Source organism: Prosthecomicrobium pneumaticum (genome assembly GCF_014199915.1).
Classification (GTDB): domain Bacteria; phylum Pseudomonadota; class Alphaproteobacteria; order Rhizobiales; family Kaistiaceae; genus Prosthecomicrobium; species Prosthecomicrobium pneumaticum.
Window position 1 is genome coordinate 550,509 of record NZ_JACHOO010000003.1, and the last position, 14,756, is coordinate 565,264.

Annotated in this window: 12 protein-coding genes; 7 read left to right on the top strand and 5 right to left on the bottom strand. The window is 68.7% G+C overall.

Annotation, left to right across the window (positions count from 1 at the left end; translation table 11 throughout):
* Positions 1–3: 3 nt before the first annotated feature.
* From GGQ63_RS09680 to GGQ63_RS09695, 4 genes are all read right to left on the bottom strand, one after another.
* Positions 4–2,247, bottom strand: a complete 2,244-nt coding sequence (locus GGQ63_RS09680; protein WP_183855118.1) for a glycoside hydrolase family 2 protein — start codon at positions 2,245–2,247, stop codon at positions 4–6.
* Positions 2,248–2,256: 9 nt separating this feature from the next.
* Entirely contained in the window at positions 2,257–3,072 is an 816-nt protein-coding gene (locus GGQ63_RS09685; protein WP_183855120.1) for a carbohydrate ABC transporter permease, read from the bottom strand.
* Positions 3,069–3,977 carry a carbohydrate ABC transporter permease gene (locus GGQ63_RS09690; protein WP_183855122.1) on the bottom strand — a complete coding sequence of 303 codons (909 nt, stop codon included), beginning with the start codon at positions 3,975–3,977 and terminating at the stop codon, positions 3,069–3,071. Before GGQ63_RS09690 ends, GGQ63_RS09685 begins: the two co-directional genes overlap by 4 nt.
* Before the next feature lie 150 nt (positions 3,978–4,127).
* Entirely contained in the window at positions 4,128–5,402 is a 1,275-nt protein-coding gene (locus tag GGQ63_RS09695) for an ABC transporter substrate-binding protein (RefSeq protein WP_183855124.1), read from the bottom strand.
* Positions 5,403–5,641: 239 nt separating this feature from the next.
* Between GGQ63_RS09695 and GGQ63_RS09700 the strand changes: the two genes are divergently transcribed.
* The 7 genes from GGQ63_RS09700 (at position 5,642) to GGQ63_RS09730 (ending at position 12,974) form a co-directional block, all read left to right on the top strand.
* On the top strand, positions 5,642–6,685 hold the full coding sequence (locus GGQ63_RS09700) for a LacI family DNA-binding transcriptional regulator (protein ID WP_183855126.1): 1,044 nt from the start codon (positions 5,642–5,644) through the stop codon (positions 6,683–6,685).
* A gap of 98 nt (positions 6,686–6,783) precedes the next feature.
* Complete coding sequence (locus GGQ63_RS09705) at positions 6,784–8,220, top strand: UbiA family prenyltransferase (protein ID WP_183855128.1); 1,437 nt, start codon at positions 6,784–6,786, stop codon at positions 8,218–8,220.
* Positions 8,217–9,572 (top strand): FAD-binding protein, encoded by a 1,356-nt coding sequence (locus GGQ63_RS09710; protein ID WP_210308441.1) that lies wholly within the window; start codon positions 8,217–8,219, stop codon positions 9,570–9,572. Before GGQ63_RS09705 ends, GGQ63_RS09710 begins: the two co-directional genes overlap by 4 nt.
* Positions 9,569–10,321, top strand: a complete 753-nt coding sequence (locus GGQ63_RS09715; protein WP_183855130.1) for an SDR family oxidoreductase — start codon at positions 9,569–9,571, stop codon at positions 10,319–10,321. The genes GGQ63_RS09710 and GGQ63_RS09715 overlap by 4 nt, the downstream gene beginning before the upstream one ends.
* 6 nt (positions 10,322–10,327) lie before the next feature.
* The gene (locus GGQ63_RS09720) at positions 10,328–11,254 is read left to right on the top strand and encodes an NAD-dependent epimerase/dehydratase family protein (RefSeq protein ID WP_183855132.1); all 927 of its coding nucleotides are present in this window, start codon (positions 10,328–10,330) and stop codon (positions 11,252–11,254) included.
* Positions 11,255–11,256: 2 nt separating this feature from the next.
* Entirely contained in the window at positions 11,257–12,567 is a 1,311-nt protein-coding gene (locus tag GGQ63_RS09725) for an NAD(P)/FAD-dependent oxidoreductase (protein ID WP_183855134.1), read from the top strand.
* The gene (locus GGQ63_RS09730) at positions 12,567–12,974 is read left to right on the top strand and encodes a GtrA family protein (RefSeq protein WP_183855136.1); all 408 of its coding nucleotides are present in this window, start codon (positions 12,567–12,569) and stop codon (positions 12,972–12,974) included. Before GGQ63_RS09725 ends, GGQ63_RS09730 begins: the two co-directional genes overlap by 1 nt.
* A 24-nt stretch (positions 12,975–12,998) precedes the next feature.
* On the opposite strand, the gene GGQ63_RS09735 is transcribed toward GGQ63_RS09730, so the two are convergent.
* Entirely contained in the window at positions 12,999–14,717 is a 1,719-nt protein-coding gene (locus tag GGQ63_RS09735; protein WP_183855138.1) for a hypothetical protein, read from the bottom strand.
* Positions 14,718–14,756 lie beyond the last annotated feature (39 nt).

A 14,756-nucleotide genomic window follows, 5' to 3' on the forward strand; every position in this document is an offset into this window, starting at 1 on the left:
GCGTCATCCCGCTGTGAGGTCGATGGTCGTGCTGCCGAGCTGGGGGCAGGTCGCCGCGATCCGGATCGCGCCCGGCTCGCCCGTCGTCTCGATCCAGAAGCCGGTCGTGCCGCCGCGCAGCGGCGTCTGCGCCGGGCCGAGGCGCCGCGCCGGGCCGGTCACCGTCACCGCGACGCTCTCGTCGAAGAAGGGCAGCACATGGCCGGCCTGATCGAGCGCCCGCACGATGACGCGGGTCGAATCCCGCCCCGCCGCCGCGAGCGTCGTGCGGTCGGCCGCGATCTCGAGCGTGGTGGGCAGCGGATCGGCGACCAGCGCGACGCGGGCGACCTCGACGCCGTTCCGGTAGCCGATGACGAGGCCGTCGAGCCAGCGCATGCCCCACAGCCCCATCTCCGCACCGCTGAAATGCCGGTGGTCGATGACGACCGGCGGATGCGGCAGGTTCGGATAGGTCTCGCGGTCCGGCCCGACGCGCTTCTCGATCGCGCCGTAGCGCAGCTCCACCTCGTCGCAGTTCGTCAGCACGATGAGGGGCAGGACGCCGCCGATATTGCGCTCGCCGCGCGCCCAGTAGGTGACCGGCTTCAGGATCACCTCCTCTTCCGGCTCGCACTGGCTGGCATAGGCATAGGCGGCGAATTTCGGCTCGCGGAACATGTCCATCACGCCGTGATGGCAGATCCGGTCGCCGGAGCCGAAATCCTTGTGCGTGTTGTAGTCGGCCATGCACCAGCCGATCGCGCCGGAGATCGAGGGATCGCCATACATCGCATCGAGCACGGCGAGATGGCGGCGGACGTGCTCGGCCTGCCGCTGCTCCTGGTCGCCGCGCTTGGTCGGGAACATGTGGCCGTTGAACTCGGTGACCATATAGGGCACGCGCTGCTTGAGCCCGGTCACCTCGCGCTGGTCGCGGAGCGCGATGCGCGGCCGGTTGGCGCCGGGCATCTCCTCGCTGCCCTGCACGAAATCGTTCATCGTATAGACGTCCTCGAGCATCTCGCTCTCGGTGATGTAACGCACGCCGCCGGTCTGCCGGGTCGGGTCGAGCGCCCGGGCGCGCCGGTTGGTCTCGGCGTAGAAGGCGTGGTTGTCGGCGGATTCGTTGATCCGCACCCCCCAGATGATGATCGAGGGGTGGTTCCAGTCGCGGGTGATCATCGCCTCGACATTGTCGGCCGAGCGCGCCTGCCAGGCCTCGTCGCCGATGTGCTGCCAGCCGGGGATCTCCTCGAAGACGAGCAGGCCGATCCGGTCGCAATGGTCGAGGAACCAGGGCGACTGCGGATAATGCGAGGTGCGGACGAGGTTGACCTTGAGCGTGCGCTTGAGTATCTCGGCGTCGCGCTCCTGCGCCGCACGGCCCATCGCATAGCCGGTATAGGGATAGGCCTGATGCCGGTTGAGCCCGCGCAGCTTCAGCTTGCGGCCGTTGAGCTCGAAGCCTTCCGCGGTGAAGCGGGCGGTGCGGAAGCCGAAGCGCGAGGCGAGCCGGTCGGTGCCCGCGGCCGTTTCGAGCGTCACCGCGATTTCGTAGAGCGTCGGGCTGTCGATGTCCCAGAGTGCGAGGCCGGCGAGCCCGGAAAAGCCGAGCGTCGTCGTGAGCCCGGCAACGGCGGCCTCGGTGCGGGCGATCTCGCGTCCGTCCGCGTCGGCGAGCACCGCGACCAGCCGCCCCTCGAGCGCCAGGCCGCGCGGATTGGCGAGTTCGCAGCGGACCGTCAGGGCCTTGGCGTCGGTCAGCTCCTCCGCCGTCTCGATCTTCAGGCGGTGGAGCGCGACGGGCGCGGTCACCTCGAGCCAGGCTTCCCGGTAAAGGCCGGCATAGGTCAGATAGTCGATCGGCCCGCCGAAGGGGGGAATGGCCGGGTTCTCGCTGCCGTCGATCTTGACGGTGAGGAGATTGTCGCCCGCGCGCAGATGCTCGGTCAGCCGCAGGGTGAAGGGGGTGTAGCCGTCGGTGTGGCGGCCGATCTCGGTGCCGTTCAGATAGACGACGGAATCCGCCATCGCGCCGTCGAAGCGCAGCGCCACCTCGCGATCGTCGAAGGCCGGATCGTGGGCGAGGGTGCGCTGATAGGTGAAGGCGCGCTGATAGAGCGTCTCGTCGAAATAGGAGAAGGGCAGCTCGACCGCGGTGTGCGGCAGGCCGACCGGCGTGCCTTCGATCGGCCGTCCGGCATCGGCCGGGTCGAAGCCGGGCCGAAAGATCCAGCCGTCATTGAGGGCGGAGACCGAACGCATGATCTGTTCCTATTTGACCGAGCCCAGCATGCCCTGGACGAACTGGCGCTGCATGATGAAGAAGACGAAGAGGGTGGGGAGCGTCGCGACCAGCGCGCCGACCATCACCACGCCGTAATCGGGGTAATAGGCGGAGGCGAGCGACGAGATGGCGAGGGTGATCGTCTTCTTGTCGTTGGTCTGCAGAACGATCAGCGGCCATAGATAATTGTTCCACGCCGTCATGAAGACGATGACGAAGGCGGCGGCATAGGTCGACCGCATGGTCGGCACGTAGATGTAGAGGAAGATCTGCCATTCCTTGAGGCCGTCGACCCGCGCCGCGTCGCGCAGTTCGGAGGGGAAGGCCTTGGTCGCCTGGCGGAAGTAGAAGACGACGAAGCCCGAGGCGACGGTCGGCAGGATCACCGCGATGTGGGTGTTGATGAGGCCGAGCTTTCCCATGATCACGAAGAGCGGGATCATCAGCACAGCAAAGGGGATCATGATGGTGAGAAGCAGAACGCCGTAGATCCGCTCGCGCGCCGGCGAGCGGAAGATCTCGAAGCCGTAGCCGGCGATCGAAGAGACGGCGAGCGTTGCGATCGTGCCGAGAATGGCGATCTTCGCCGAATTCCAGAAGACGAGCGGCGCATCCGCCTGCTCGAAGAAGTTGCGGGCGTTCTCGAGGAAGGCGTCGCCGAGCGTAAAGCGGCCGAGGATGATGTCGCCGGTCCTGTTGGTCATCCCGACGATCATCCACAGGAACGGGAAGACCGACAGGAAGGCGAAGAGGCCGAGAAAGGCGTAGATGCCGGCGCGGGTCGCGAGGCGGGACGGGCTCATCGGTCGCGCTCCCGGGCGACGTAGAACTGTACGAAGGCGAGCAGCGCGACGAGCACGACGATGACGTAGGAGACCGTCGCCGCATAGCCGAAATTCGGCATGAAGCGGAAGGTGAGATTGTAGATGTAGACCGACAGGGTGAGCACGGAATCGCCCGGCCCCGCCGTGCCCGCGGAGGTGTCCGAGGCGACGATGTTGCGCGCCTCGTCGAACAGCTGCAGCGTGCCGATCGTCGACGTCACCGTGGTGAAGAGGATGACCGGCTTCAGCATCGGCACGGTCAGCCGGAAGAAGCGGGCATAGGACGGAACGCCGTCGATCCGCGACGCCTCATAGATCGACTTGTCGATGTTCTGCAGCGCGGCGAGATAGAAGATCATGTTGTAGCCGGTCCAGCGCCAGGTGATCGCCGTGATCAGGAGCACGCGGGCCCAGAAGGGATCCGACATCCAGGGGATCGGCTCGGAGACGATGGCGAGCGCGAGCAAGGTCTGGTTCACGATGCCGTCGAGCAGGAACATGCTCTTGAACAGAACGGAATAGACGACGAGCGACATCACGCAGGGCAGGAAGATCAGGGTGCGCAGGAGGCCGCGGAATTTCAGGTGCGGATCGTCGAGCAGCACGGCGATGAACAGCGCCAGCGTCAGCATGATCGGCACCTGCACGACGAAGAACAGCACGGTGTTGCCGAGCGCGAGCTGGAACACCGGGTCCTGCGTCAGGCGGATGATGTTGCCGAAGCCGGCGAAGCTCAGCCTCATGCCGCGGCCCTGCTGGAACGACATCCAGAGCGACCAGACGATCGGATAGGCCATGAAGAGCAGGATCAGCGCGACGGCAGGCCCGACGAAGGACCAGCCGTTGATGTCGTAGTACCGCCTGAGACCGGGGCGTGGGGACATGGAGGCGCTTCCGAAGCGGCGAGGGCGCCGGCGCTCCGCCGGCTCGAAAAGGCCCCTCCGCCGCGATCGGCGGAGGGGCGAGTCGTCGCGGCTGCCGTCTCGGCAGGCGACCGCCCCGGGGCGCTCGGGAAAGGAACCCCGGGGGAAGTCTTACTGCACCTGGACCTTCGCCTGGGCAGCGATCGCCTCGATCGCCGCGTCGACACTCTCGCCCTTGCCGAGCTTCGGCAACTGGACCGCGACGGCGGCGTCGACCTCGTTGGTGAAGATGCCGTAATTGACCGCCGGAATTTCGCCCAGCCACTTCGAGAAGCTCTGCCAGATCTTCTCGCCGCCGAAGAAGGCGTCCGGCGTGTCATAGGCCGCCCCGGTGCGGGCGGCGAGCAGCGAGCCGACCGCCCCGCGGTCCTGCAGGATGGTCTGATAGAAGTCGACATCCTTCGCATAGACGGTGTCGAGCAGGTCGATCGCCTCGTCCTTGACGTCCGAGCTCGCGAGCACGTACCAGCTCGATCCGCCGAGGTTCGAGGCGGCCACGGCGCCCGGCACGTCGACGGTCGGGATCGGCGCGACGCCCCACTTGCCGGACTGTTCGGCCTGCGCCTTGATCGTGCCGGTGATCCACACCCCGGTCACCACCGCGGCGACGTCACCCGAGGTGAACTTCGCCACCCAGTCGTTCCATCCGGTGGCGGGCTTGTAGATGCCGGCCTCCTGGATCTTCTTCTGGACGTCGAGCGCGGCCTTCAGCGCGGCGTTGCCCTCGATCGCGAGGCCGCCCTCCTTGTCGAAATACCACTGGCCGGCCGACTGCATGATGATGCGGGTGAGGCCGGCGTCCGAGGTGTCGTAGCCGAGCATCTTCTTGCCGGTCTTTGCCTCGACCGCCTTGCCGATCTCGATGAATTTGTCCCAGGTGAGGTTCTGCATGTCCGCGGCTGTATAGCCGGCCGCCTCGATATAGTCCTTGCGGTAGAAGAGGCCGGTGACGCCGGAGTCGAACGGCATGCCGTAGACTTCGCCGTCGAGCGTCATCAGCTCGACCTTGTAGGGCGCGAAGCCGGAATAATCGACCGTGCCGGACAGCGGAGCGAACGAGCCCGGGAAGGACTGCAGATATTTCTGCGCGCCGTAATCCTCGATCAGCACGATGTCGGGCAGCGCCTCGGCGACGCCGGAGGCGAGGCCGGCTTGCAGCTTCTGCTCGACGTCGGGTTTCGAGAAGTCGACGATCTCGATGGTGACGTCCGGATGCGCCTTGGTGTAGCGGGCGCCGGCTTCCTTCATGATCGCAACGTTGAAGTTCGGATCCCAGCACCAGACGGTGATGGTTTTCGCCTGCGCCAAGCCGGCGGCGAAGAGCGCGGCGCCGAAGGCGGCGGCGCCCAGCGCGGATTTCAGGCGGATTCTGTCTCGGGATTGCATCGGTTTCCTCCCCACGTGCAGGCGCGGCGTTCGAGCGGCCGCACCGTCCCGAGAACGAGTATTGACCAGAGCCGGAGACGGCGCAAGATTGTTTAGTAAATTTTTACTGCACTGCAGAACCGATGTGCGGTGCAGGAAAGGGTAGAATTTCGCTCGGCATTTTGCTGAATGGGCCGGGCGCGGTGCGCTCTTCGGCGGTCGCGCCCGGACCGCCGCCGGGACGAGCGGCGAGGAGCTTCATGGTCACCATCAAGGAAATCGCCCGCGCGGTCGGCGTCTCGCCGGCGACCGTGTCGCGGGTGCTCAATTACGACCAGACGCTGTCGATCACCGCCGCGAAGCGACAGGCGATCATCGAGACGGCCGAATCGCTCAACTATCTGACCCCGCGCAACCGCAACCGCACGGCGAGCGCCACCTTCGTCGCGCCGAACGGCACGGCGCGCGTCGCCCTCGTCCATTCCCTGAAGCCGATCGAGGAACTCGCCGATCCCTATTATGTCGGCGTCCGGCTCGGCATCGAACATCGCAGCCAGGCGCTGCGGCTCGATTGTACGAAGGTCTGCCTCGCCGACGGCATGGCCGATCCGGCGCTTCTCGCCGGCGCCGCCGGCATCATCGCCGTCGGCACGCACCGTCCGGAAGAGGTCGCCTGGCTGCAGCGGATGACGCGCAATCTCGTCTTCGCCGATGTCTGCCCGCCGATCGAATCCTGCGACCGGGTGGAGAGCGATCTCGGCATCGCCACCGACCAGCTCCTCGATGCCCTCTTCGATCTCGGCTATCGCCGGATCGCCTTCATCGGGGGGGCCGACACCCGCACCGGACGGCTCGAGCCCTTCGCCGAACGACGCTGCGCCGCTTACCGGGCCTGGATGGAACGCCGCGGCCTCGCCGATCCGGCCCTCTGCCGGGTCGGCCAGATCCGGTTCGAGGACGGCTACGGCCTGACCGCGACGATGCTCGACGAGGGTGTTCGCCCGGAGGTCGTCGTCGCCGCAAACGACAACATGGCGATCGGCGCCTATCGCGCCATTCAGGAGCGCGGCCTGCGTATTCCGGACGATATCGGGGTGGTCGGCTTCAACGACATTCCGGCCGCGCAATTCCTGTCGCCGCCGCTCACCACAATCCGCATCCATGCCGAGCGGATCGGCGAGATCGCGGTCGATCTGGCCGGCGAGTTGATCGGCGGCCGCGACTATTACAAGAAGGTCGTCATCTCGACCGAACTGATCTGGCGCGACAGCTGCCGGTCTCCGGTTGTCGCGGTGACCGGCTGAGCGGCGTGCCCCGCGACGCTCCGGTGGCGCTGCCGGCTTGCCACGCGCCGGCCGAGCGGCAATAAGAATCGGGGCAGGTACAGCGTGGAACGGGCAGCGTGGCGAACGAGCGAGCGGCCGATCTTCCTCTCGCCGTCGATCTCGACGGAGCGCTCGTTCGCGCCGATCTGCTGCGTGCCGCGTCCCTCGCAGCGCTTCGTCGGCCATTGAGCGCGCTGCTCGGGCTTTCCGAGCCCCTGCGCTCCGCAAAGGCCGAGGTCAAGCGCCGGATCGCCGGCGCGACGGCCGCCGATCCCGCACCGCTCGCCTATGATCCCGACATCGTCGCCTGGCTGAAGGACGAGCGCGCCCGCGGCCGGCGCATCGTGCTCGTCGGCGCCGCCGATCAGGCGGAGGTCGAGGCCGTGGCGGCGGAGCTCGGCGTGTTCGATGCCGCCTGCGGCACGGGGGCGGACGCCGATCCGTCCGGCGAACGGCGGCTCGGCCTGATCCGCTCCCTGATCGGCGATCGCTTCGCGTTCCTCGGCGGCGAGACGGTCGACACACCCGCCTTCCGTGCGGCGGAGCAAGTCGTGCTCGTCGGTGCGGGTACGAGGCGAGAGCGGCGCCTTCGACCGGGCCAGAGCGTCGAGCGGCGGTTCGATCCGCCGCGTCCGGGTCTCGCCGTCTGGCTGCGGGCGATGCGGCTGCGGCACTGGACGAAGAACGTGCTCGTCTTCGTCGCACCGGTGCTCGCCCTCAAGGAAGCCGGCCTTGCGCCGCTCGGCGCGGCGCTGCTGCTCTTCCTCGCCTTCGGGCTGCTCGCCTCGGCGACCTATCTCGTCAACGATCTGCTCGACATCGCCGCCGACCGGCAGCATCCCGAGAAACGCCATCGGCCGATCGCGGCGGGCCTGATCCCGCCCGGCGCTGCGGTCGGCATGGCGGCGGCGCTGCTCGGCGGCGCGGCGCTCATCGCGCTCGCCCTGCCTTTGTCGGCCGGCCTCGCGCTCGTCGCCTATCTCGCGATCACGCTCTGCTATTCGTTCTGGCTGAAGCGGATGCCGATCGTCGACACCTTCGTGCTGGCGAGCCTCTTCACGCTGCGCGTGCTCGCCGGCGGATTGCTGTTGCCGGCCGGCGTTTCCGCCTGGCTGCTCTCCTTCTCGCTGCTGTTCTTTCTCGGGCTCGCCATCGTCAAGCGCCATGTCGAGCTGGCGCGGGTCGTGGCGGCCGGTGGCACCGGGGTCGCGGCCCGCGGCTATACGGCGCGAGACCTGCCGCTCCTGCTCGCCGCGGGCGTCGCCTCGAGCTTCTCGGCGATCATCATCTTCTTCCTCTACCTGGTCGAGGAGCAGTATCCGAGCGCCCTCTACCGCCGGCCGGAAATGCTCTGGGGGCTGATGCCGGTGATTCTCTTGTGGAGCCTGCGGGTCTGGCATCTCACCGTGCACGGCCGGATGAACGAGGATCCGGTGCTCTTCGCCCTGAAGGACGGCTTCTCCCGCTGGCTCGGCGTCGTCTGCGGCGTTCTCCTCCTGATGGCCTGGCTGTGACGGGCAGCGCCGTCTTCGCCTCCTGGGGCAACCGGCTCCGCATCGCACATCCCGTCCTCCGCCCGGCGACCCGCGACGGCGCCGCCGCGATGGTCGCGGGCGGCCCTCCGGGCGGCCTGCTCGCGCACGGTAATGGCCGGTCCTATGGCGACGTGGCGCTCAATCCGGGCGGGGCGCTCATCGCGATGCGCCGGCTCGACCGCTTCATCGCCTTCGATCCCGAAACCGGGCTCCTCACCTGCGAGGCGGGCGTCACTCTCGCCGAGATCCTCGCCGTGCTCGCCCGGCCGGCGGCGGACGGGTCGGGCTGGCTCCTGCCGGTGATGCCCGGCACGCGCTTCGTCACGGTCGGCGGGGCGATCGCCAACGATGTACACGGCAAGAACGCGCATCGCGAGGGCAGTTTCGGCCGTCATGTCGAGGCGATCGAACTCGCCCGCAGCGACGCGGGACGGCTCGTCTGCACCCGGACGGAGAATGCCGGTCTCTTTGCCGCGACGCTCGGCGGCCTCGGCCTCACCGGGCTGATCCTTTCGGCGACGCTCCGGCTGCGCCGGGTCGCCGGCCTCGCGCTCGAGACCGAGGACATCCGCTTCGACACGCTCGCCGATTTCTTCCGCCTCGACGCGGAAAGCGCGGACGGTTGGGAATACACGGCCGCCTGGGTGGACTGCCTCGCCCGCGGCCCCCGGCTCGGCCGCGGCCTCTATTCCCGCGCCCGCCACGCCGCGGGCGTCGCCGCGCCCCCGCCGGCGCGCGCGCCGCGGTTCTCCGTGCCCGTCACGCCGCCGGTCTCCGCCGTCAACGGCGCGAGCCTCTCCGCCTTCAACGCGCTCTATCTGCGTCGGCTCGGGTCCCGCCGCAGCCGGCGCGCGGTCCGGCCCTATGGGCCGGTGCTCTTCCCGCTCGATGCGCTCGGCCGCTGGAACCGCCTCTACGGGCCGAAGGGCTTTTTTCAGTTTCAGGCCGTGGTGCCCCCGCAAGCCGCCGAAGCCGCCACCGCCGAGCTCTTCGCCGCGATCGCCGCCTCGGGGCAGGGCTCGATGCTCGTCGTGCTGAAGCGCTTCGGCGCCATCGCCTCGGAAGGCTTGCTCTCTTTCCCGATGCCGGGTACCAGCCTCGCGCTCGACTTTCCCGATCGCGGCGCGTCGACGCGGGCGCTGTTGGCCCGCCTCGAGGCGATCGTGATGGCGGCGGGCGGGCGGCTCTACCCGGCAAAGGACGAGACCATGGCGCGTGCGAGCTTCGAGGCCGGCTATCCCGCCCATGCGGCCTTCCGCGCCCATATTGACCCGGCCTTCTCCTCTGCCTTCGCCCGCCGCGTCGGACTCCTCGGGGATACGGTCCGTTGAGCGCCGGTCCGTCGCGCGTCGCGCTCTTCGGCGCGACCTCCGACATCGCCGTCGCCTATGGCCGGCGCTGTGCGGAAGCGGGGGCGCGGCTCGTGCTCGTCGGCCGCGACCCTGCCGGGCTCGTCGCATCGGCCGATGACCTGCGGGTCCGCGGCGCGGCGGCCGTCGAGATCCTGCACGCCGATTTCGCCGATCTCGCGGGCCTTCCGGCCGTCGCGGAAGCGGCCTGGGCGGCGTTCGGCGGGCTCGATCTGGCGCTCGTCGCCTATGGCGCGCTGCCCGACCAGGCGACGCTCGAAGCGGATCCGGCCGCGCTCGCCGAAACGCTCGAGCTCAATTTCGTCAGCCCGGCCGTGCTCGCCGACCGCCTCGCCGCCCGCTTCGAGGCGGCCCGCGCCGGCACGATCGCGGTGATCACCTCGGTCGCCGGCGATCGCGGCCGGCGCAGCAATTACGGTTATGGCGCCGCGAAGGGCGGCTGCCAGCGCTTTCTCGAGGGCCTGCGCCACCGGCTCGCCGCCGCCGGCGTCACCGTGCTCGACATCCGTCCGGGCTTCGTGGCGACCAAGATGACGGCGCATCTGCCACGGGGCGGTCCGCTCTGGGCGACGCCCGACCGGGTCGCCGCCGACATCGCCCGCGCGGTCGCCCGGCGGAAGGCGGTGCTCTACACGCCCTGGTTCTGGGGCTTCATCATGATGATCGTCCGCGCCCTGCCGCGGCCGCTCTTCCACCGTACCCGGTTCTGAGGTCGCATGAAGGTCGTCGTCACCGGTGCAGCCGGCCTCGTCGGGCAGAACCTCGTGCCGCGCCTCGTCGTCGGCGGCCACGACGTCGTCGCGATCGACAAGCACGCCGCCAATCTGCGCATCCTCGCCGGCCTGCATCCCGGGGTCGCCGTCGTCGCGGCCGATCTCGCCGAGCCCGGTCCATGGCAGGCGGCGCTCGAGGGCGCCGACGTGGTGGTGATCGCCCACGCCCAGATCGGCGGCCTCTCGGAGACGCCCTTCCGGCGCAACAATATCGAGGCGACGGAGCGCCTGCTCGCGGCACTGCGGGGTCGAGCCGGCGTGCGGCTCGTCCATATCTCGTCCTCGGTGGTCAATTCGGCCGCCGTCGATTGGTACACCGAATCGAAGAAAGCGCAGGAGCAACTCGTGCGCGACAGCGGCCTGCCGGCGGTGATCCTGCGGCCGACGCTGATGTTCGGCTGGTTCGACCGCAAACATCTCGGCTGGCTCGCCCGCTTCATGCGGCGCACGCCGGTCTTCCCCGTTCCGGGGGACGGCCGCTATCTGCGCCAGCCGCTCTATGAAGGCGATTTCTGCGAGATCGTGCGCGCCTGCGTCGAGCGCGATTTCTCCGGCGCCGCCTACAACATCAGCGGGCTCGAACGGATCGACTACATCGATCTGATCCGGCTGATCCGGGCGGTTACGGGCGCCCGCACCGCGATCCTGCCGATCCCGGTGCCGCTCTTTGCGCTTCTGCTGCGGCTCTACGCCCTCCTCGATCGCGACCCGCCCTTCACGGTCAAGCAGCTCGAGGCGCTCGTCACGCCGGATGTTTTCGAGGTGATCGACTGGCCGGGCCTTTTCGGTGTCAGTCCGACGCCGCTCCGCGCCGCGCTCGAAGAGACCTTCACCGACCCGCGCTACGCCGCGATCGCTCTGGAGTTCTGATCATGGCGCGCGTGGTGGTGTTGGGTGCCGGTGCGATGGGGCTCGCCGCAGCGCATCGCGCGCTCGCGCTCGGCCACGCCGTCACGCTTCTCGAGGCGGCGCCCGAGCCGGGCGGCATGGCGGCCCATTTCGATCTCGGCGGGCTGTCGATCGAGCGCTTCTACCATTTCGTCTGCAGGTCCGATCATCCGACCTTCGAGCTGATGGAAGAACTCGGCATCGGCGACACGATGCGCTGGCGGCCGACCTCGATGGGCTGCTTCACAGCTGGCCGGTTGTTCGACTGGGGCAATCCGCTCGCGCTGCTGCGCTTTCCCTATCTCTCCTGGATCGAGAAGCTGCGCTACGGCCTGTTCGCCTACGTTTCGGTCCGCCGCGACCGCTGGGATGCGCTCGAGAATATCTCGGCCCGCGACTGGATCGAGCGCTGGTGCGGCCGGTCCGTCTACGAGCGGCTCTGGCGGCCGCTCTTCGATCTCAAATTCTACGAGCACGCCGACCACATCTCCGCCGCCTGGATCTGGACCCGGATCCGCCGCATCGGCCGGTCGCGCCGCTCGCTGATGCAGGAGGAGCTCGGTTACATCGAAGGCGGCTCGCAGACGCTCGTCGACGCGCTGATGGCGGCGATCCGTGCCGCCGGCGGCGCGGTGCGTCTCGCCGAGCCGGCGCTCGAGGTGGTGGTGGAGGACGGCCGGGTGACCGGCGTGCGCACGGCTTCAGCCTTCCACCCGGCGGATGCGGTGATCTCGACCGTGCCGACGCCGTTCGTTTCCCGGCTCGTGCCGAGCCTGCCGGCGGCGAGCCGGGCGGCCTATGAGGCGATCCGCAACATCGGCGTCGTCTGCGTCGTCCTGAAGCTTGCGCGGCCGGTGACGCGGCATTTCTGGGTCAATGTCGCCGAGCCCGACCTGCCGATACCCGGCATCATCGAATTCTCCAATCTGCGGCCGGTCGGGGGGGAGAGCGTCGTCTATGTCCCCTATTACATGCCGGCGGAGAATCCGCTCTGGACCCGGTCCGACGCCGCTTTCCTCGCCGAGGCCTTCGCCGCGATCCGGCGCATCAATCCGCAGGTCGCCGAGGGCGATCTGGTCGCCTCTCATGTCGGCCGGCTCCGCCACGCCCAGCCCGTCTGCCCGCCCGGCTTCGCCGCGATGATCCCGCCGGTGCAGACGCCGGTCACCGGACTTCAGATCGCCGACACGTGCTTCTATTATCCCGAGGATCGGGGCATAGCGGAGAGCATCCGGCTCGGCGACACCATGGCGCGGGCGATCGTGATGCCGAAGGGCCCGGGTGAGGCAGCGTGATGATCAGCCGACAGTTCGCGCTCTTCCTCGCCGTCGGCGGCGTCGCGGCGCTCGTCAACATCGTCGCGCGGATCGCGTTCGACTGGCTGATGCCCTATGAGATCGCCATCGTCCTCGCCTATGCGACGGGGCTGGCGGTCGCTTTCCTGCTCAACCGTCGCCACGTGTTCCCCAATACGGGCGACGGGCGCGGCGTACAGCTTCTCCGCTTCACCCTCGTCAACCTCGTGGCGCTCGCGCAGGTCTGGGCGGTCAGCCTCGGGCTGCTCCACCTCGTCTTTCCCCGTCTCGGTTTCGCCTGGCACGCCGAGACGGTCGCGCATGTGATCGGCGTGGCGAGCCCGGTGTTCACGAGCTATTTCGGTCACAAGCATTTCAGCTTCCGGCGCGTCCCTTCCGCCGGCTGAGAGGGGACGCGGCCGAAAGGGCGCTCAGGGGATCATCCTGGTGCCGACCGGGCAGGCCCGCGCGTCGTCCGGCGAAAGCGCGAAGGCGGTGACGGGGCCGGGTGCTCCGATCCGGACATGGCCGCGCCAGCCGCTGAACAGGGCAGCGCGCAGCTCGGGTATGGCGGCCGGCACGTCCGGACGCGCCACATCGGTGAGCGCGTAGCCGATGACGGTGCCTGCGCCGTCGGTGAGCAGGAGCATGCGGGGCGGACCCGCTCCATCCGCCTGCCACGCCCAGCCTTGCACGCGGAACGCCCCCTCGCCCGAGTCGGCGGGGAGCGGAGTCGCCACGTCGAAGGCGCCGCGGCAGCGCTCGGCACCGTCGACCGCGACATGGGCGGAGAGCGGGGTGCCGAGCCATTGCGCGGCGGGCCAGGCGAAGATGCCGGTCCGGTTCTCGCGCATCACCTGCGTCTGGGTGGTGACACGCTCGGCGCCCGGATACACCCTCGAGGCGGCGGCGGTGTCGTTGACACGGGTAAGCGCGGCGGTGGCGACCGTGTCGGCGATATCCCGTCGTGACCGCGCCGCCGCATCGGTCGATCTCGCATCGGGGAGCGTGAGAAGCAGCAGCAGCGTCGCTCCGAGCGGCAGGATTCGTCGTCCCGCCCGTCCGCCCAGCGACCAGGCGAGAAACAGCAACGCGAGCCAGAACACCAGCGCGGGCGTCGTATAGCGGTGAACGAGGGCCTGATCGATTCCGAGATGAATCCGTCCGACGGAGATCATCAGGCCCGTTCCGAGCCCGTAGAGAGCAGTACATAGAAGGGCGAGGCGGGGCGCCGTGGCGTGCTGCGGGCGCACCAGGAGCTGAAGACCGACGCCGGCAACCGCGATCAGTGCGAGCAGACCGGCTGAGGCCGCCGCGGCGCTCGGCGTCACGCCGAACATCGAGGCTCCGAGCCATGCGAACGGTCCGCCCAGATAGGCGGCGAAAAAGAACGCTAGACCGAAGGGGTCCGTCCACAGGCGGTCTGGCGAGCCGCGGTCCGGCGTCTCGTAGCCCACGCCGAAATAGAGACCGAGCAGGATGGCGGCGGTCAGGGCGATCGCCACGGTCTGCGCCACGGGGCGTCGGAGGGCGGCCGACAAGCCGATCAGGAGAGGCGGCACGACCACACCGCCCGCCATAGACCCCACCGCCAGCGTGGATGCAACGACCGCCGCGGCGGCGCCCCACGGACCGGGCATCGTGGCGAGCAGGAAAAAGCTCAACGTGCCGAAGGTGGTCACGGCGAAGAACTGGGTCTGAAAGGCCCAGATGAAGTTTTCGTGCTGGACCCCCCAGAACAGGAAGCCGATCGTGAGGGCGGCTGCGAGCGCACCTTCCCGGCCGTTCAGTTTGGCCGCGGACACAGCCAGCACGATCAGAAGCCCCGCCTGAAGGGCCTGGAGCGCCAGGCTGGTCGCGAAATTGATCAGATACCGGCCCTGCGTGACCGCCTGATCAAGAAGGGCGACCAAGCGGTAGACGACGAGCCGGTGCGGACCGTGCGGTGCAAAAAGCGAGTACCAGAGCCGCTCGGTCGAGACTTCCTCCCAGCCGTCCCAGAAGGGTATCGGCACATAGGCGGTCGTGATCGCCGTGAGCGTCAGCAGGATGTTGGTAAGCGCGGCGGCCGAGGCCGCGGCGAGCGCCATGACGATCCAGCCGTCGGCCGGACGGGACGCTTTTGCCGTGGAAACCATGGTCTGCCGCATGCCTCCGTCTTTCGGAACGAGACGTGCCGGAAAGATCGC

Bases quoted from the DNA above. Each gene is read 5' to 3' on its own strand.
- GGQ63_RS09700 (WP_183855126.1), top strand. From the start codon at position 5,642: ATGGTCACCATCAAGGAAATCGCCCGCGCGGTCGGCGTCTCGCCGGCG.
- GGQ63_RS09685 (WP_183855120.1), bottom strand. From the start codon at position 3,072: ATGAGCCCGTCCCGCCTCGCGACCCGCGCCGGCATCTACGCCTTTCTC.
- GGQ63_RS09680 (WP_183855118.1), bottom strand. From the start codon at position 2,247: ATGCGTTCGGTCTCCGCCCTCAATGACGGCTGGATCTTTCGGCCCGGC.
- GGQ63_RS09695 (WP_183855124.1), bottom strand. From the start codon at position 5,402: ATGCAATCCCGAGACAGAATCCGCCTGAAATCCGCGCTGGGCGCCGCC.
- GGQ63_RS09735 (WP_183855138.1), bottom strand. From the start codon at position 14,717: ATGCGGCAGACCATGGTTTCCACGGCAAAAGCGTCCCGTCCGGCCGAC.
- GGQ63_RS09720 (WP_183855132.1), top strand. From the start codon at position 10,328: ATGAAGGTCGTCGTCACCGGTGCAGCCGGCCTCGTCGGGCAGAACCTC.
- GGQ63_RS09690 (WP_183855122.1), bottom strand. From the start codon at position 3,977: ATGTCCCCACGCCCCGGTCTCAGGCGGTACTACGACATCAACGGCTGG.
- GGQ63_RS09725 (WP_183855134.1), top strand. From the start codon at position 11,257: ATGGCGCGCGTGGTGGTGTTGGGTGCCGGTGCGATGGGGCTCGCCGCA.
- GGQ63_RS09730 (WP_183855136.1), top strand. From the start codon at position 12,567: ATGATCAGCCGACAGTTCGCGCTCTTCCTCGCCGTCGGCGGCGTCGCG.